This window comes from Listeria monocytogenes, assembly GCF_900187225.1.
GTDB classification, from domain to species: Bacteria; Bacillota; Bacilli; order Lactobacillales; family Listeriaceae; genus Listeria; species Listeria monocytogenes.
In genome coordinates this window covers 1386464-1405103 of the sequence record NZ_LT906436.1, presented here as the reverse complement: position 1 = coordinate 1405103, position 18640 = coordinate 1386464, and the positions used below count along the sequence as shown (strand labels likewise).

The 18640-nt window shown below is 36.7% G+C and carries 17 protein-coding genes; 4 read left to right on the top strand and 13 right to left on the bottom strand.

What is annotated here, in order from left to right; genetic code table 11:
- Positions 1-13: 13 nt before the first annotated feature.
- The gene (locus CKV70_RS07185) at positions 14-613 is read left to right on the top strand and encodes a VanZ family protein (RefSeq protein ID WP_003721921.1); all 600 of its coding nucleotides are present in this window, start codon (positions 14-16) and stop codon (positions 611-613) included.
- Positions 614-636: 23 nt separating this feature from the next.
- On the opposite strand, the gene CKV70_RS07180 is transcribed toward CKV70_RS07185, so the two are convergent.
- Complete coding sequence (locus CKV70_RS07180) at positions 637-1803, bottom strand: hydroxymethylglutaryl-CoA synthase (RefSeq protein WP_014600822.1); 1167 nt, start codon at positions 1801-1803, stop codon at positions 637-639.
- A gap of 149 nt (positions 1804-1952) precedes the next feature.
- On the opposite strand from CKV70_RS07180, the gene CKV70_RS07175 reads away from it, so the two are divergent.
- Positions 1953-3122, top strand: coding sequence for a thiolase family protein (locus CKV70_RS07175; protein WP_003732324.1), 1170 nt, complete (start codon positions 1953-1955; stop codon positions 3120-3122).
- A 185-nt stretch (positions 3123-3307) separates the two neighbouring features.
- The gene (gene lmiA, locus CKV70_RS07170; RefSeq protein WP_014600821.1) at positions 3308-4627 is read left to right on the top strand and encodes an invasin LmiA; all 1320 of its coding nucleotides are present in this window, start codon (positions 3308-3310) and stop codon (positions 4625-4627) included.
- 253 nt (positions 4628-4880) lie between these two features.
- Here lmiA and CKV70_RS07165 read toward each other — a convergent pair whose 3' ends face one another.
- The 4 genes from CKV70_RS07165 to mdrL all read right to left on the bottom strand — a co-directional run bounded on the left by CKV70_RS07165 (position 4881) and on the right by mdrL (position 7575).
- Positions 4881-5414: a P-loop NTPase family protein gene (locus CKV70_RS07165; RefSeq protein ID WP_014600820.1), complete on the bottom strand. Its 534-nt coding sequence runs from the start codon at positions 5412-5414 to the stop codon at positions 4881-4883.
- Between the two features lie 40 nt (positions 5415-5454).
- Positions 5455-5682: a helix-turn-helix domain-containing protein gene (locus CKV70_RS07160; protein ID WP_003721916.1), complete on the bottom strand. Its 228-nt coding sequence runs from the start codon at positions 5680-5682 to the stop codon at positions 5455-5457.
- Between the two features lie 16 nt (positions 5683-5698).
- Positions 5699-6247: a DUF2975 domain-containing protein gene (locus tag CKV70_RS07155; protein ID WP_003732294.1), complete on the bottom strand. Its 549-nt coding sequence runs from the start codon at positions 6245-6247 to the stop codon at positions 5699-5701.
- A 134-nt stretch (positions 6248-6381) separates the two neighbouring features.
- Positions 6382-7575, bottom strand: a complete 1194-nt coding sequence (gene mdrL / locus CKV70_RS07150; protein WP_010990115.1) for a multidrug efflux MFS transporter MdrL — start codon at positions 7573-7575, stop codon at positions 6382-6384.
- Between the two features lie 166 nt (positions 7576-7741).
- Between mdrL and CKV70_RS07145 the strand changes: the two genes are divergently transcribed.
- On the top strand, positions 7742-8272 hold the full coding sequence (locus CKV70_RS07145) for a PadR family transcriptional regulator (protein ID WP_014600819.1): 531 nt from the start codon (positions 7742-7744) through the stop codon (positions 8270-8272).
- Between the two features lie 34 nt (positions 8273-8306).
- On the opposite strand, the gene pflA is transcribed toward CKV70_RS07145, so the two are convergent.
- The 8 genes from pflA to CKV70_RS07105 all read right to left on the bottom strand — a co-directional run bounded on the left by pflA (position 8307) and on the right by CKV70_RS07105 (position 18554).
- Entirely contained in the window at positions 8307-9053 is a 747-nt protein-coding gene (gene pflA, locus CKV70_RS07140; protein WP_003721912.1) for a pyruvate formate-lyase-activating protein, read from the bottom strand.
- 76 nt (positions 9054-9129) lie between these two features.
- Positions 9130-11361 carry a formate C-acetyltransferase gene (pflB, locus tag CKV70_RS07135; protein WP_014600818.1) on the bottom strand — a complete coding sequence of 744 codons (2232 nt, stop codon included), beginning with the start codon at positions 11359-11361 and terminating at the stop codon, positions 9130-9132.
- Between the two features lie 425 nt (positions 11362-11786).
- A complete protein-coding gene (locus CKV70_RS07130; protein WP_003721910.1) occupies positions 11787-12335 on the bottom strand; it encodes a glycerol-3-phosphate responsive antiterminator in 549 nt (182 codons plus the stop codon).
- 16 nt (positions 12336-12351) lie between these two features.
- Positions 12352-14157: a DNA mismatch repair endonuclease MutL gene (mutL, locus tag CKV70_RS07125; RefSeq protein ID WP_014600817.1), complete on the bottom strand. Its 1806-nt coding sequence runs from the start codon at positions 14155-14157 to the stop codon at positions 12352-12354.
- 19 nt (positions 14158-14176) lie between these two features.
- Complete coding sequence (mutS, locus tag CKV70_RS07120; protein ID WP_014600816.1) at positions 14177-16759, bottom strand: DNA mismatch repair protein MutS; 2583 nt, start codon at positions 16757-16759, stop codon at positions 14177-14179.
- A 109-nt stretch (positions 16760-16868) separates the two neighbouring features.
- Positions 16869-17231 carry a YlbF/YmcA family competence regulator gene (locus tag CKV70_RS07115; RefSeq protein ID WP_003744056.1) on the bottom strand — a complete coding sequence of 121 codons (363 nt, stop codon included), beginning with the start codon at positions 17229-17231 and terminating at the stop codon, positions 16869-16871.
- 16 nt (positions 17232-17247) lie between these two features.
- Positions 17248-18051, bottom strand: a complete 804-nt coding sequence (locus CKV70_RS07110) for a TIGR00282 family metallophosphoesterase (RefSeq protein WP_003732288.1) — start codon at positions 18049-18051, stop codon at positions 17248-17250.
- A gap of 5 nt (positions 18052-18056) precedes the next feature.
- A complete protein-coding gene (locus CKV70_RS07105; protein ID WP_010990112.1) occupies positions 18057-18554 on the bottom strand; it encodes a GNAT family N-acetyltransferase in 498 nt (165 codons plus the stop codon).
- Between the last annotated feature and the right edge of the window lie 86 nt (positions 18555-18640).

The window sequence follows — 18640 nt, the reverse complement described above, 5'->3', positions numbered from 1 at the left end:
GGAGGACGCCAGGATGAAAAGATACTTTATAATTCTTATATTACCGATCCTTTCGATATTCGCTGCAGTAACGATGTATTTTTCCTGGTTCCAGGGATGGCTTTATTTTTATTTAAAGCACGTAATGGCCACAGTTAGTCATATGGGCTACATTACGATCGGCATCACGGCGATTTTACTCTATTTTGTCGCAGTACAATTAGTAAATTGGAAAATAAATAAGGCATTGCTCGTTTTTTGCTACATTATTTATTTCAGTATTCTTCTTTGTTTATTATTCGGAAAAGCTTCCGACACACAAGGATTTTCAAGTGATACTTTTGGGTTTGTTGATACATTTTTATCAGGTAATTTACGTGTCATTATAGTAGGAAATGTATTAGCCTTTCTACCAATTGGTTTTTTACTCAAGAAATTAGGTTTTTTCACCGCGTTACTATCAGCTGGAATGTTGATATTCGCAGTAGAAGGGGCGCAGTACATGCTACATGTAGGATTCTTTGACACTGGAGACGTATTCCTAAATGTTTGTGGCATCATGCTTGGTTACATCGTGATTCGTTTTTTATCCCCAAGAAAATATAAAGAGCTCAAAGTAAAACCGACTAGCTGATTTAGCCTAGTCGGTTTTTTTGATTATTTTTTAATATATTGTCGTTTGTGCTCTTGAATTCCAGTTAATACAATGGCTGCTGGGTCACTAGCAGGATCCACTTCAAAGATCGAACCATCTTTAGGTAATTGTTGTTTGAATTTCGTTTCATAATCTGGAATAGCGAGTTTCGTACGGTTTGCTAGCAATTCCGCATGTTCGTCTTTACGGATATATTTTTTATAGTCAGGTTGTAGCACTCCATGGAAGAACTCGCCAACAGCACCAGACCCGTAGCTAAAGAAGCCAATTTTATCCTCTGCTTGTAAATCTGGTTGATTGTCTAACAAGGAAATAAAGCTTAAATAAAGGGAACCAGTGTAAATATTACCGACATTGCGGCTATATAGCGTACTTAGACGATAATTTTCTAGCAATTTTTCTTGAACATCACTTGGAGCTGTTTCAATAATAGTATCTAACGCTTTTTTACCCATTTTTGTATATGGTAAGTGGAAACAAATAGCTGCAAAATCTTCTAAGTTCTTACCAAATTTCGCTGAATACTTTTCCCAAATAGTTTGGAAGAAGTGGATGTATTGTTCTGTCGAATATTTACCTTCTACACAAGCATATTCGGAGTAAACTGGGCGCCAGAAGTCCATAATATCTTCTGTATAGAATACATTATCATCTTCAAGTGTGATACAACGTGGATCAGCGGCAATAACCATCGCAACAGCTCCAGCTCCTTGAGTTGCTTCGCCGCCAGTTGCCAAGCCGTAACGAGCAATATCCGACCCGATAACAAGCACTTTGCTATCAGGATGTTTCGCTACATAATCTTTCGCTAAATTAATTCCTGCAGTAGCTCCGTAGCAAGCTTCTTTTATTTCGATTGCACGAGAGAACGGCTGAATACCTAGCAAACGGTGAATATAAACCGCACCAGCTTTCGACTCGTCAATTCCTGATTCTGTTGCTAAAATAACTAAATCAATTTTTTTCAAATCTTCTTCATCTAAAATTTGTAAAGCTGCATTTGCGCCCATGGTTACTGAATCTTGCGTAATTGGTGCAAAAGCCATTTTATCTTGGCCAATTCCAATAGTAAATTTGTTAGGATCAATATTTCTAGCTTCAGCAAGTTCTGTCATATCAACATAAAATGCAGGAGTATAAAAACCTATTTTATCAATTCCAATTTTCATATGTAAGCTCAAGTCCTTTATATTTTATTTGTAAGTACTTTAATTTTAGTAGAAAAATGCACAAAATACAATACATTGGGCTTAATCTAGTGAGTTTTTAGCTAGTTTCATGATATAATACGGATAGATTACATTTAAAGGAGATTGCTATGAAAGAAGTAGTTATAATAGATGCAGTTAGAACACCAATTGGAAAATTCGGTGGTAGTTTGAAAGACATCAGTGCAGTAGATCTTGGTGCTACCGCTCTAAAAGGTGTTTTAGAAAGAGCCAATATTGCTCCAGAACGTGTGGATCAAGTAATTTTTGGTAATGTATTACAAGCTGGACTTGGCCAAAATGTAGCTAGACAAATCGCTATTAAAGCAGGAATTCCTTATAAAGTACCCGGAGTCACAATCAATGAAGTGTGTGGATCTGGCTTAAAATCGGTTATGCTTGGCAGACAAGCAATTCAACTAGGGGAAGCTGACATCGTAGCAGTAGGAGGGACCGAAAATATGTCCCAAGCACCACTTTTACTTAATCCCGAGCTAGCCGGTGAAGAAATCAATCCAAAAAAACTAAGAAATAGCATGTTAATTGATGGTTTAACAGATGTTTACGGCGAATATCACATGGGAATTACTGCAGAAAATGTTGCGGAAAAATTCTCCGTAACCCGAGAAGAACAAGATGAATTTGCTCATAACTCTCAAATGAAGGCCGCAAGTGCACAAGAAAAAAACCTTTTTGAAGAAGAAATTATTCCTGTAAAACTTCCAGACGGTTCATTTTTTGAAGCCGATGAAACGATTCGCGCGAATTCAACTCTAGAAAAATTAGCTACGTTGAAAAGCGTATTCAAAGAAGGTGGAACTGTTACAGCCGGTAATGCTTCCGGTATCAATGATGGAGCTTCCGCAATTATTTTAATGTCGAAAGAAAAGGCAGTCGCGGAAAACATTCCTTATATCGCAACAATCAAAGTAACCTCTGAGGTTGGTGTCGATCCAGCACTTATGGGTTACGCGCCATACTATGCAGTAAATGAAGCTTTAACTAAAGGTGGATATTCTATCGATGAAATTGATTTATTCCATTTAAACGAAGCTTTTGCATCGCAGTCTGTTGCAGTGGCTCGTGATTTGAAAATTCCCGAAGAGAAACTTAATATTTACGGTGGAGCAATTGCGCTAGGTCATCCAATCGGAGCTTCCGGCGCACGCATTATTGCCTCTTTGTTAAATGAATTAAAACATGAAAACAAGCATATCGGGGTAGCTTCCTTGTGCGTTGGTGGTGGTATTGGCATTGCAATTATCCTTGAAAGAGCATGATAGTAGTACATTTAATATTAATAAAAAGCTAAGGTCAGCTAATAGTTGATTTTAGCTTTTTATGATTTCATTTTTGTCTTTTTTGTGAACAAACCGACAACTTATTTTGTGAAACTTCTTACAAAATAAGTATTTATACAGTTTTGGTGCTAGAATGTAATTATTCTAACAAGCAGGAGGACATTATGAAGCACGCTAAAAAATCTTTATTTACCTTTATTATATTTATGACAATTTTAAGTATCACTTTTAATCCTTTTTCAGCAAAAGCAGCACCTTTAATGCTTAATTTACCTGCACCACAAGTGGATCAACTCTATATTGGAGATGACTATATTACCGGAAAATTACAACAAGAAGTACCTATGCATTATCCTGGCAATGCAGCTTATGTGCTTTTTAACAATAAACAATATAATATCACCGACTATACGGTTGAAAATGACGTGAATTTCCGTCTAAAATTACCTAAAACACTGGAAGCTGGAGATACACTAAACTATTTTACCATCACTGGTAACGTACTTGATCCAGTTGCTTATCCTGGACAAGAATCATACAAATTAGCCGGACCTTTCTCACCAATTGAAAAGGCAAATATACAAGTTAATTATGTCGACGAAACAAACCAAACACTTGCAACATCCGACACATTATCCGGAAAACTCGGTGAAACTTATACAACATCTCCAAAAGCAATTGATGGCTACCAAGTAAAAGAAACACCAACAAACGCAACAGGCACCTACACAACAAACACTGAAACAATACAAATAAATTACGTATATGAAAAAACAGCAGTAGAAGGGGCAAACGTATCTGTAGAATATATAAATGAAGCAACTAATGAATCTATCGCCCCAACCGAAACACTTTCTGGAAAAATAGGTACGACTTTCCAAGCAGAAGTAAAAGAAATCGACGGCTACGAATTAAGCCAAGTACCATCAAATCAATCCGGAACATACACCGACCAAACACAATCCGTTATTTTCAAATATAAAAAAATAACAACGCCTGTTGAAGTCGCAAAAGATGTAACTGTTACGTATAAAGACACTAAAGGAAATCAACTTGCTGATCCAGTTATTTTAAAAGGAGACATTGGATCAACTTTCGAAACAGAAGCAAAATCTTTTAAAGGCTATAAATTAACTAAAACACCAAGTAACCACAGTAGCGTTTTCACGAGTGATAGTCAGGAAGTAGAGTATGTATATAGTAAAGATGACGCGGTTATCACGCCACCAGTAACTCCGGTTAACCCAGATAAACCAATAATTAACCCTGTAAAACCAGTTAATCCAGCCACATCAACTGTACCAAACAAAAATATTTCAAAAAAGAATACCACTAAAACTGTAAACCAAACAGGTAAAACAAGCACAGCTCTCCAGTTACCAAAAACAGGTGACAGCGAAAATAATTTACCATTAATTATCGGTGTTAGTTTGTTAATCAGCGGAGTTTATATCTTTACTACAAGAAGAAAACGAGTGAAATAAGTTTTATTTAGCCTTAATCATTATTATGATTAAGGCTTTTGTAATTAAATAGTTTTGTTTTATCCAATTCTTAGTAAGATAGATAATAATTTTATAAAAGTTGGAAAAGCGTATTTAAAAGTGAGAGGAGGCAATGATTTTTCTCTTACTTAATATTTAATTTTCTAGTTTACATAATATATATTATAGGAAGTAATACGTATTATCGCAAACAACCAATAAACACCTATCCCAAGCATTCATTGGCTATTTATCAGCAATAACTCTTCAATTTCTTATAACTATCAATTACAAACAGCTCTTTATCATACACATTATCCAATAATTCTTTCGTTTGTTTTCCAGAACGCTTATTATACTTTAAAGCATACAGCAAAAATGATAAATTTAATTTTTCGTCACAGCCTTCAGTTACATCTGGTCGCACATTCGTCATGTATTTAAATCTTCTTTTAATTATATTTGCTACACACAGGAACAATGGAATTTTTATCCAAATAACTAAATCTGCATGTTCGAGTCTTTTATCCAAATTAAAGAAATAATCACCATCTATAATATACTTTTTTTTAGAACTCATAATGTTGTCCACTTTATCCTCAAAATCCGCTTTTGCAACAGCGTTCCAATTTTCCTGCCAGAAAAGCTTATCTAAGTGACAAACTTCAAAATCATAATGTTTTCCAAGTTCTGTAGCAAAAGTCGACTTACCAGCACCATTAGGACCGATTATCAACACTTTTTCTTTGTTTTTTAATACAGTTTGCAATTCATTATATTTATCCATTTTAAGCACTCCTTATCTGACTATGACAAATCTAACGCATTTAAAGTTCGTTTTCAACAGAGTCATCCGCTACATACTCTAAAATATCACCTGGTTGGCAGCTCAAGACTTTACATATTTCATTTAATGTAGAAAATCGAATGGCGCTTACTTTACCAGTTTTTATTTTGGATAAGTTTACATTTGCTACACCAACTTCTTGGGATAACTGGTTTAAAGATATTTTACGGTCGGCCATTACTCGATCTAACCTCAATACAATTGCCATTGTTTTTTCGCTCCAATCATAAAGTTTCGTCAGATTCTTTTTGCAAAGATGCACCATAACGAAATATTTCTGTTAAACAATAAAAAATAAGCGCAAAGAAAAATGACATATTTAGCCCAAATTTAATGCTATAACCAGGTATAAGCACAGTATGTAAAATAGAATAAATAATTTGCGGTACTAGTGCGTAAATAAGCATTAAAACAGCAATTCTCCGTAATCTACTAACAGTAATATTACTAAAGGGCGTAAAATTAGTAGCTAAATCTTTAAAAATCATACTTGCAGTCCATAATAAATAAGCAATTATAATACTAGAAAAAGCTGCAACACCAAGTAAGATCCATTCCTCCGTTTGAACAAATTGCAGGTTATCCTCACCAACAAAAAGTTCCGTTTGAAAATAAAATATAGTATCTGATTCTAGTTTATTTATCATAACATTTTTGCTGCTAAAAAGCCTCATTAAAACGACGCTAATAACCATTATAACAGAACTAATCGATAAAATTTTAAGCGCAATATGTAGAAAATAACTCATTTTTTGTAATCGTTTTAGCTTCATGTACATTCACTCCCCTTTTTTTCTAAATTATAACTAGTAGAAAGCATAAAAGTCAATGTTTTTTAATGATAAACATTAAATAATTAATTATTAGCATAAAAAAAGACTGAGCCAGGTTACTCAGTCTCTTGATTTTATTCACTTTTTATAGAAGTAGATTGTTGTAAGGTAAAATGTGCTGGTTTTAGTTTAATAAATAGTAATCCCATACCAGCCAAACAAATAATACTTGCAACGATAAATGGCATTTTCATACCAAGTGCTTCGCTAAGTAATCCCGAACAAAGCGGTGCAAATGCTGCGCCTAACCAACGAACAAAGTTATATGCTCCACTCGTTACACTTCTTGCATAAGGTGAATGTTCCATGACAGTGGTCGTGAAAAGCGCATTATTAATACCTAATATTAGTCCAGAGATAACAATTAAACCAATATCCACTGCTGTATTATCAATAAAGCCAAGTAAAGCTAAGATGACAGCACATGCCAGTAAAGATCCTTTTAAGATTTGTTTGCTATTAAAACGAATCTCTAACGCGTGTGATACTTTTGCTGAACCAAGTGCCAAACATAATCCCCAAGCAAAAAATACAAAACCAATTTGAATTGCTGATAAGCCAAGAACAAGCGGTGAATAAGCTAAAATTGTAAAGAAACAATAATAATAAAACATCCCACTAAAAGCAATTTGTAAAAATGGCCGATATTTGAACAAATGGAGCATTTGCTTGATAGCAACCTCATTTTTCTCTGTAGGTGCTGGCGCGACTTTCTTCGGTTCTTTCACTTTAAATAAAATGAGTAAAAATGCGATAAAAATCAAACAAGCTGTGGCAAAAAATGGATAGCGCCAAGAAATATTACCTAGAATACCTCCTAGTAGTGGTCCAAATGCCATTCCAAGGCCCATAGATGCTTCGTAAATCCCAATTGCATGGCCTGGCGTCTCTGATAAAGCAATGAGCATTGTCATCGCGGTAGCCATGAACATGGAGTTACCAAAACCCCAACCAGCTCGAAAAATAGATAAAGCACCAATTGTATCAGATAAACCACATAATAAAGCAAAAATAGTAACAATAAATAGTCCGATAACGATTAACTTTTTATCCCCCATTTTTCCTGCAACGATACCAATTGGAATCATCATAATCGCCATAGTAAAAATATAAGCGGTGAATAACATTTCTACTTGCGAGTGAGATGCCCCAATACTTTCTGCAATAGAAGGTAAAAGTGGATCAACAACCCCTATTCCCATAAAAGCAAGCAAACTCGCTGCCGCTGTTATCCATTTCCCCGTGTTCATTTCCTTGTCTGTCATCATAATACAACTACACTTCCCTTTCCAAATAAAACTCAATTATTATATTACGCTTGATAAATACTAATGTCAATATTTACATATATAACTTATTACATATGCAACCATTTTACTTATTAGTGTTTATCGCTTACAATAAGATTAAATAGAAATTCAGAGGTGCTATTGTATGATACCAAATGTCTTAGAATTTACGTTATTACAAATGATTGCTCGTGAAGCTTCTAGTGGTTATGAACTCGCAAACCGGCTTCGAATTATGCAAAATACACATCATAGTCAAATTTACCCTTCTTTATCTAAGTTAGAAAAAGCAGGTTTTTTAGTTGTTCATAAGCATTCCCAAGATAAAAAACCTGATAAAAAAGTTTATACTATTACACAATCTGGCTTAGACTCTTTGCTTGAATGGTCTGAAACACCACTTAAAATCCCTGTCACAAGAGATGAGTTTACAACGAAAGTACAGCTCGACTGGCTAAATAATGCCAGAACCAAGGGACTTATTCAAGAAAGAGAAAGCTATTTAAAAGAACAATTAGGTTTGATTGAAGAAACACTGGATCATTTCGTTAAATTATTTGATTTAAAAACCAAGCAAGACAAGCTAAAAAACATGTCTTATCAAGTCTATGCAAGACGATTAGATTTGATTCAAACAGAATTAAAATGGTGTGCGGAAATGTATAAAATACTATAAAAAAACCGGCGAACTTAATATTCGCCGGTTTTTGCTATTTATAACTACTAGTTTCTAAAATCTTATTCGCAAGTGCTACCACTTCTTCTTCTGGTGCCTCGATTCCTTCTAACGGATAACGAATGCCCATTTCTTTCCATTTGTAAACACCCATTGTATGGTATGGAAGCACATCCACTTGTTTTACGTTTGGAAGTGTTTGAATGAATTCATGGAGTTTTGTTAAATCTTCTGGATCATCTGTTTTAGTTGGAATTAGCACATGTCTAATCCAAATTGGTTGCTCTTTATCACGTAAATAATGAGCAAAATCAATTATCGGAGCATTAGATTTCGTTGTCAGTTTTAAATGCTTTTCTGGGTTGATTTGTTTAATATCCAGTAAAATTAAATCTGTTACTTCCATCAAACGGTCCAATTTCTCGATAAATTCAGGATCACGTGTGAAACAACCACCACAAGAGTCAATTGTAGTATGCACTCCTGCTGCTTTACAAAGCGTGAAAAACTCGATTAGGAAATCTACTTGAAGCAATGGTTCCCCGCCACTAACTGTAACGCCGCCACCAGAAGCATCCCAAAACTCTTTATACTTAATTGCTTCGTCAAATACATCTTGCGCAGAACGTTCTGTGCCAGTACCAATTTTCCAAGTATCGGGATTATGACAAAATTGACAACGAAGTAAACACCCCTGCATAAAAACAATAAAGCGGATACCTGGACCGTCTACTGTTCCCATTGTTTCTACTGAATGAACTCTTCCTAAAACCTCTGTCATAATTCTCCTCTTCCTTTCCTAAATAACAAGGATTGCTACGGTGAGCAATCCTTGTCGAAGCGTTCTCGCCTAATTATTACATGGATTCGTGCATTGTACGGTGAATAACATCTAATTGTTGTTCACGAGTTAGTTTGATGAAGTTAACTGCATATCCGGAAACGCGGATAGTTAATTGTGGATATTCTTCTGGGTGATCCATAGCATCTAGTAACGTATCACGATTGAATACGTTGATGTTTAAGTGATGTCCCATTTTTGTGGAATAACCATCAAGCATTGCAACTAAGTTATTGATTTGAGATTCATCTTCGCGACCTAAAGCTTTTGGTACGATAGAGAATGTGTTAGAGATACCATCTTGACCATATTCGTAAGGAAGTTTAGCAACTGAAGATAGAGAAGCTAGAGCACCTTTTGTATCACGGCCATGCATTGGATTCGCACCTGGTGCAAATGGTTCGCCTGCACGACGTCCGTCTGGTGTATTACCAGTTTTCTTACCATAAACCACGTTAGAAGTGATTGTAAGAACAGAAGTTGTGTGAACTGCATCACGGTAAGTTTTATGTTTTCTTACTTTAGTCATGAATGTTTTTAGAAGCTCAACTGCGATTTCATCTACACGGTCATCATTATTTCCGTATTTAGGATAGTCGCCTTCGATTTCATAATCAACTACGATGCCATCTTCGTCACGAATTGGACGAACAGTTGCATATTTAATAGCGGATAAGGAGTCAGCTGCAACAGAAAGTCCAGCGATACCAGTTGCCATAGTACGTAATACTTCTGTATCATGTAAAGCCATTTCGATACGTTCGTAAGCGTATTTATCATGCATGTAATGAATTACATTTAGTGTATTAAGATAAAGTTCTGCAATCCATTCCATCATTGCATCATATTTTTCCATTACTTCTTTGTAATCTAATACATCACCTTCTATTGGACGATAAGCAGGTCCAACTTGTGCTTTAGATTTTTCATCGACACCACCATTGATTGCGTAAAGAAGTGTTTTAGCAAGGTTGGCACGAGCACCAAAGAATTGCATTTGTTTACCAACGCGCATTGCGGATACACAACATGCAATCGCATAGTCGTCTCCCCATTTAGGGCGCATAACATCGTCATTTTCGTATTGAATAGCAGATGTTTTGATAGACATTTTAGCACAGAATTTCTTGAATCCTGATGGTAAATGAGTGGACCAAAGTACTGTTAAGTTTGGTTCTGGAGCAGGTCCTAAGTTATCTAAAGTGTGTAAGAAACGGAATGAGTTTTTCGTTACAAGTGGAACGCCTTCTTCCGTAATACCACCGATGGATTCAGTAACCCAAGTTGGATCTCCAGAGAATAATTCGTTGTAATCTGGTGTACGAGCAAATTTTACAAGACGTAATTTCATGATAAAGTGGTCAACGATTTCTTGTGCTTCTTCTTCAGTAATTAGGCCATTACGAAGATCACGTTCTACATAAATATCAAGGAATGTAGATGTACGTCCTAAACTCATTGCAGCACCATTTTGTTCTTTAATTGCAGCTAGGTAACCAAGGTATAACCATTGGAAAGCTTCTTGTGCTGTTTTAGCTGGACGACCAAGGTCGAAACCATGTTTTTCACCTAGAACTTTTAATTCACCTAGAGCACGAATTTGTTCGTTAAGTTCTTCACGTTGACGGATAACGTCATCGCTCATTGTACGCAAACCTGTATTGTTTAAATCTTGTTTCTTTTGTTTAATTAAGAAGTCTACACCGTAAAGTGCTACACGACGGTAGTCACCGATAATGCGTCCACGGCCATAAGCATCTGGAAGACCAGTAATTACGCCTGATTTACGAGCTGCGCGCATTTCTGCTGTGTAAGCATCAAATACACCTTGGTTATGTGTTTTACGGTATTCAGAGAAAATATGGCTAATTTCTTCGTCTACTTTAAAACCATAAGATTCAGCTGCAACTTCTGCCATACGGATTCCGCCGAATGGTTGTAAAGCGCGTTTGAAAGGTACGTCAGTTTGAACGCCGACAACTTTTTCTAAATCTTTATTTAAGTATCCTGGGTCATGTGAAGTGATGGTTGAAACGATTTTGGTATCCATATCCAGTACGCCACCGTTTTCACGTTCTTTTTTAGTTAAGTCCATTACTTGATCCCAAAGTTTTGTAGTTGCTTCGGTTGGGCCAACTAGGAAAGTGTCGTCACCGTCATATAAGCGATAGTTTTTTAAGATAAAGTCACGTACATCTACTTCTTGTTGCCAGTTACCACCTGCGAATTCATACCATTGTTCATTCATCATATAACCTCCATTTATTGTTCATTCTCGAGCGTGCTTTTTTGAGCAAACTAATTTATAAATAATCTACACTGTTATCATAACATATTCTCCGGAAAATGCTACAGTTTTGTGCAATATTTTTCAAACTTTTTTATGACTTTTTTGTGTCTTTTTAATTTAAAATGCTTAATATCCCCTTTGCATAGCCATTCCTCTAATTTATTATGATTCTAATTTTGTTTTTATTTTAATTGTTTATTTTTGCTGTACCATTTCAAATCGCCCCCTCTGTTATGGTACAGTTTGAAGGTGGCTATTTTCTATAGAACAGTTAGAAAAGGCTTAAACCTTTGTCTAGCAATGCTCAACAGGGAAATATAGCGTTTTCATTGTTTTTCATAAAAACAGCTAAGTCGTTATTAATACACAACTTAGCTGTTTATTTACCATAAATGTTTATTGGATGTTGTAACTGCGATTGCTCCGCTTGCTATTACTTGATTGACTTGTTCACTAGTTTCAATTAATCCACCTGCAATCACAGGGATATGAAGCTTTTGAGTCATCTTTTGTACTTGCTCAGGAATAATACCTGGTAAAAGTTCAATACAATCAGGTTGCACTTTTTGTATCAATGCTACTCCTTTGTTGCAGGCGCTTGAATCAATCATGAAAAGACGTTGTATGGCTAGCATTTTGTGCTGTTTAGCTTTCATAATGGCATTTCCTCTAGTCGAGATAATACCATCAGGACAAATTTCTGTACATAAAAAGTCGATTGCGTAGTCATCATTTTTCAGTCCATTGACTAAATCGGCGTGTAATAAAACTTTTTTCCCGCCGGCTTGTGCGTATTTGACTAATGATTTTAGTTGAGCTACATGCGTCTCCAGCATCACCATATATGTCAGGTCAAGCTCTAAAATTTTTTCCATATCTTTTTGATTATGTGCAGCTGGGATGATTGATTGACCGGAAAATGGTAACTCCAAGTTATTTCCTCCTCTTTTACATCACACGTTTAAACATTTTTTCTAGTTCATATGTCGAGTATTGGATAATCACCGGACGACCATGAGGACAAGTGAACGGGTCGCTTGCTTCTCTCAGTGTATCGAGTAATGCTTCCATGTCCTGTGTTGTTAAATAATGATTTGCTTTAATTGATTTTTTGCAACTCATCATAATAGCAGCATCTTCCCTTAATTTATGAATACTTATGCTTGGTGCGGATAACGCTTCATCAATAATTTCACGGAGCATCTCCTCTTCTTGGTCTTTCGGAAACCAAGTTGGATGCGCACGAATGATAAAACTATTTTGCCCGAAGTTCTCTAGGAAAACGCCGACCTCTTCTAATTTTGCTTTTTGTTCCTCTAAACGAACATACTCATCCGCTGGAAATTCAAGCACAATTGGTACAAGTAATTCTTGCAGTTCGCGACTAACTTCCCCAATTTTTTCACGGTAAAATTCGTATTTAATTCGTTCCTGAGCCGCATGTTGATCAATGATATATAAACCATTTTCATTTTGCGCAAAAATATAAGTTGCGTGCATTTGACCAATTGGATACATTTTCGGAATACGTTCTTTCGAATGCTCTTCCTGCTCCGCTTGAGGTTCATAAGGTGGCATTGTTTCCAAAATAAAATCATCTTCCCGCGGAGCATCTTCATCAGAAGGAACATATTCAGGGATAGTCGGTTTTGAAAAAAGAGTTGGTATTTCTTTTGCGGGTTTATTTTCTTCAAAAGACATTTGAATTTGTTCGGATTTTTGGACTTCTTTTTGTTTTTTAGAAATCTCTCCGTCTGGAATTAGTTGCAATTTGTGGAAAGCCTCTTTAATCATTTGGCTAATTAGTTGTCCTAGTTCTTTTTCTTTGCTTAAACGGACTTCTAATTTAGCAGGATGAACGTTGACGTCTACAATAATTGGGTCCATTTCGATTTGGAGAACGATAATCGGGAAACGGCCAATTGGTAAGAGCGTGTGATATCCTTCTTGAATAGCTTTTACTAATGCGAAATTTTTAATAAAACGACCGTTAATGATGGTCGAAATATAATTACGGTTGGAGCGATTCACTTCTGGTAATACGGCATATCCAGAAATTTTAAAATCGAGTGACTCTGCTTTAACTGGTATTGATTTTTTCGCAATCGAAATACCGTAGATTGCTGCAATCACTTGGCGTAAATCCCCGTTCCCATTGGTTTGTAATAAAGGTTTCCCGTTGTGCGAAAAGCGGAAACTGATATCTGGATGCGCTAAAGCTAAGCGATTTAGAATATCGGTAATATTACCAAGTTCGGTTGGTAAACTTTTTAAATATTTTAGGCGTGCTGGTGTATTAAAGAACAACTGGGATACTTCGATTTGCGTCCCTTTTCTGGCATGACCGCTTTTTTGTTCAATGATTTTTCCGCCTTCTAAGGAAATAGATGTTCCTTTTGTTTCACCAGTAGAAGTTTCCATTGCCAAATGGGACACAGAGGCAATACTTGGAAGTGCCTCGCCGCGGAACCCTAGTGTATGCACACGGAATAAATCTGCTTCGTTTTTGATTTTACTTGTGGCATGGCGTAAAAAAGCTGTTGCGACATCTTCTTCTTCAATGCCACTACCGTTATCAATAATGGTAATTTTATTTAATCCCGCTTCTTCCACTAAAATATCGATGACGGTGCTCCCTGCATCAATTGCATTTTCTACTAATTCTTTAACGACTGAAGCAGGGCGTTCTACAACTTCTCCGGCAGCAATTTTATTGGATAGAGCATCGGTTAATTCGACAATATGTTTAGCCATTTAAAACCCGCCTTTCTTTTTAATGGATTTTACTTTGAAGTTCATATAATTTATTCATCGCGTCCATTGGTGTCATCTGCATAATGTTCATGGAGGCAATTTCTTTTAGTAGTTTTGTTTCCTTAGAAGATGCTTTCTTTTCTGGCTCCACTGGGAACATCGAAAGTTGCACTTCTTCGTGAACTTCTTCTGGCTGCTTAACGCTAGCGATAATGATTTTCTTATCGTCATTTTCAAGTTGCTCTAAAATACGGCTCGCTCGTTCGATAAGTGATTTTGGTAATTCTGCTAGCTCGGCGACATGAATACCATAACTTTTGTCTGCTGGTCCTTCTTTAATTTTATGAAGGAAAACTACTTTGCCATTTTCTTCTACAGCGCTAACGTGAATATTTTGTAAACCACGCAGTTCTTTCTCCAAATCAGTTAATTCATGATAATGGGTGGAGAAAAGTGTTTTAGCATGGACATTTTCATGGATATATTCAATGATTGCTTGAGCAAGTGCCATTCCGTCGTAAGTAGCTGTTCCACGACCAATTTCATCAAATAAAATTAAACTATCTTTCGTCGCGTGAACAATGGCATTTCTAGCTTCTAACATTTCTACCATGAATGTACTTTGACCGGCAATTAGATCATCCGCTGCACCAATTCTCGTGAAAATTTGGTCAAAAATTGGTAATATCGCTTCTTCAGCGGGAACAAAACAACCAACTTGCGCGCAGATTGCTGTTAAGGCTACTTGGCGCATATAAGTGCTTTTACCTGACATATTGGGACCAGTTATAAGTAAAATTTCCCGATTTTCATCTAAATCACAGTCATTTGCTACATAGCTCTGGGCACCCATTACTTTTTCTACCACGGGATGACGACCTTGTTTTACGTGCAGGGAACCGTCTTCGCTTAATGTCGGACGAATAAAATGGTTTTTCTCGCTAATATCCGCAAAACTTTGCAGGCAATCGATTTCACTAACAGATTTCGCTAATTTTTGCAGACGTTCTATGTAGTCTTTTACCATTTCTCGTACTTCAGAAAATAATTGGTACTCTAATTCCATGCTTTTTTCTTCTGCATCTAAAATGAGTTTTTCTTTTTCTTTTAGTTCAGGCGTGATATAACGTTCGGCATTCGTTAGTGTCTGCTTGCGCTCATAGCGGCCTTCTGGGAGCAGATGCGTGTTTGCTCGGGTAACTTCAATATAGTAACCGAATACCCGATTAAAGCCCACCTTCAACGTTTTAATGCCCGTTAGTTCGCGTTCTTTACGTTCTAATTCTGCAATCCACGTTTTTCCGTTGCGGCTTGCATCGCGGTACGTATCTAGTTGGCTGTTATAGCCATCTTTAATAATCCCGCCTTCCCGAATGGAAATCGGTGCAGAATCCATGATTGCCTCTTCCAATTTTTCGGTTAATTCTTCACATGGATCTAATTGTTCAGCAAGTTCTGTTAGGCTCTCGCTACTCATTGATAACAGTGTCGCCCGAATACGAGGAATCTGATATAACGAATTACGCAATTGAATTAAGTCTCGCGCATTCACATTTCCGTATGCAACTCGACCAGCAAGGCGTTCTAAGTCGTAGACGTTTTTTAAGTTTTCTACTAACTCTAGGCGTTCGAAAAAGTGTGCCATTAATTCGCTAACATCATTTTGTCGCTCGATGATTTTTTTTCGGTCTATTAACGGACGGTCAATCCATTGTTTGAGCATTCTTCCGCCCATCGCAGTTTGGGTATTGTCTAGAAGCCAAAGTAGCGTACCTTGACGACCTTTACCACGAATCGACTCTGCTAATTCTAAATTACGTTTGGAATAGTAGTCCATTTTCATGTAATTGCTCGTTTCGTAATGTACAGCTTGTTGTAAATGTCCTAAATCCCGCTTTTGCGTTTCTTTTAAATAATGGAGTAACTTACCAATGGCACGTTTTTCGGATAATGACATATGGCGGGTTACTAATTTTTCGTTTTCGGCTGGAATCGTATCTTCTTCGTGCACAGAAAAAGTTAAACCTAGTTGCTCCTTCATGACATCTGAAAGCACTTCTTTTTCCGAGGAAGAAACAATCAATTCTCTTGTTGAAAGTGTCGTTAGCTCATTAATCAAACGATCTTCGCTAGCTTCAATAACGGTTGATTTTAATTCACCTGTCGATAAGTCGGAATAAGCAAAGCCATACTCTTTGCCTTCATAGCAATAAAGGGAAGCAATATAGTTATTTTCTTTTGCTTTTAAGCCGCGTTCATCCATAACGGTTCCTGGTGAAATCAATTGCACTACTTCACGCTTCACCATGCCTTTCGTTGTTTTAGGATCCTCGACTTGCTCACATATCGCAACTTTATAGCCTTTTTCGATTAATGTATCAATATAACCGCTCGCTGAATGGTATGGAACTCCGCACATCGGGATTTTCTCTTTTGTCCCACCTTCACGACCAGTTAATGTAATTTCTAAAATTTGAGAAGCGTTCAGTGCATCCTCAAAAAACATCTCATAAAAATCTCCTAAACGGAAAAATAAGAAAGCATCTTGATATTTGTCTTTGATTTCCAAGTACTGCTTAATCATTGGTGTATATTCTGTCATTATCTCATCATCCCTTACTTCTTTTTCATCCTCTCATTATAGCATAAAGTTTCATTTTCCCGCGACCGCAAAAGAAAAAAACTGCCGATGTTTTGGCAGTTTTAAATGGTTAATTTTCTTTTTCAAGCTCTGTAGTTACTTTTGTCGTAATCTCTGTTGTAATTGATTGCAAAAGATCGTTAGCATCTTCTTGAGCGCGTCTGAATTCTGTTACAATCGGAAGCGAATCAATATCTGCTCGAACGTTATCAATTTGGTTTTCGGTTTGTTTCATCGCTTCGAGTTTTTGATAATGTTCTAAGTTTACTGCTTCTTTTTGAAGTAATTTTATTTTAGAAACCTTCGCTGCTACTTTGGAATTCGCATTGATCCTTTCCTCGGCAAGGCGGTAGAACGATACTTCTTCCGTTTGTTGAAGCGCATCACGAAGTTCGGTAGCTTTTTTCATGATTTCGTCTTTTGAAACTGTCAAAATTTCATCTCCATTCTTAATCAAAGGAAAATGGGTGATCTTCGTTGATGAGAATCCGATCAATTTTTTGTGCTTTCCCAGTGCTTTCGTCAAGTGTGATTAAACAGCCCGACAAGACTGCACGGCCCGTTTTAGGAACTTCGAACCTAGTTGGTAAAGCTGTTTTAAATCGACGGATAACAGCCTCCTTCTCCATTCCAAGGATAGCATCGTATGGGCCAGTCATACCAGTATCCGTCAGATAGGCTGTTCCTTCTGGGAGAATGCGGTTATCTGACGTTTGCACATGAGTATGTGTGCCAACAACTGCCGTAACACGGCCATCTAAATACCAACCCATGGCTTCTTTTTCACTAGTAGTTTCAGCGTGAAAATCCACAAAAATAATATTAGTGCGTTTTTTTGCTTCTTCTATCAAATAATCCATTTTACGGAAAGGATCATCTAAATCTGCTAGGAAAGTTCGGCCTTGCATGTTAATGACAGCAATCTCATGCTGGTTGCTTTTCACAAAAACCATTCCTGTTCCAGGTGTAGTATCATCTGGAAAGTTTGCTGGGCGCACTAAATACTTAGCTTCATCGATAAATTCAAAAATATCACGATTATCCCATGTATGGTTCCCAAGTGTTACAGCATTGGCACCAAGCTCCAGAAAATCTTTATAAATTTTCTCTGTAATCCCACGCCCACTTGCTGCATTTTCACCGTTAATCACCGTGATAGTAGGTTTATATTTTTTCTTTAATTGTGGTAAATATTCTGTTATGGCATCGCGGCCGATAGAACCGACAACATCACCGATAAATAGTATTTTCATTTTGTTTATTCTCCGTTTCTATTACTTCTACGTTCTAATAGTGCAACATCCCTAAAAACGCCATTCATTTCGCCTAATTTTTCGTGGATGCATAAAGTTTGGAATCCATATGTATGATGAAGCGCAATGCTAGCTTTATTTTCCGGAAAAATCAAAGATTGCAAAGTCCAAAAATCATTCTGCTCGCTTGTCTGGATAATTTCATGCATAAGTGCTTTTCCAACGCCTTTTCCACGGGCGCTTTTTGCTATATAAATGCTTAATTCTGCTACTCCTCGATAAGCATGCATACTTGAAAATGGTAACAGCGCTGCCCAGCCAATCACTTCGCCGTTCATAAGGACAACTAATCGACAAGTGTTTAAATATTTTTCATCAAACGCTTCTAAAGATAGTGTCTTCTCTTGAAAAGTAGCATTTCCAGTTTCAATACCCTCTTGATGGACTGCAGCTACTCCCGAATAGTGTTCTTTTTGCATCGGCAAAATTTTCCACTCACTCAAAAACTCCGCCTCCCTTTTTCGTTTATCCATTAATTATACCGTTCTTACTCGACCTAGGCAACCGATTAAAAAAGATACACCGCAAA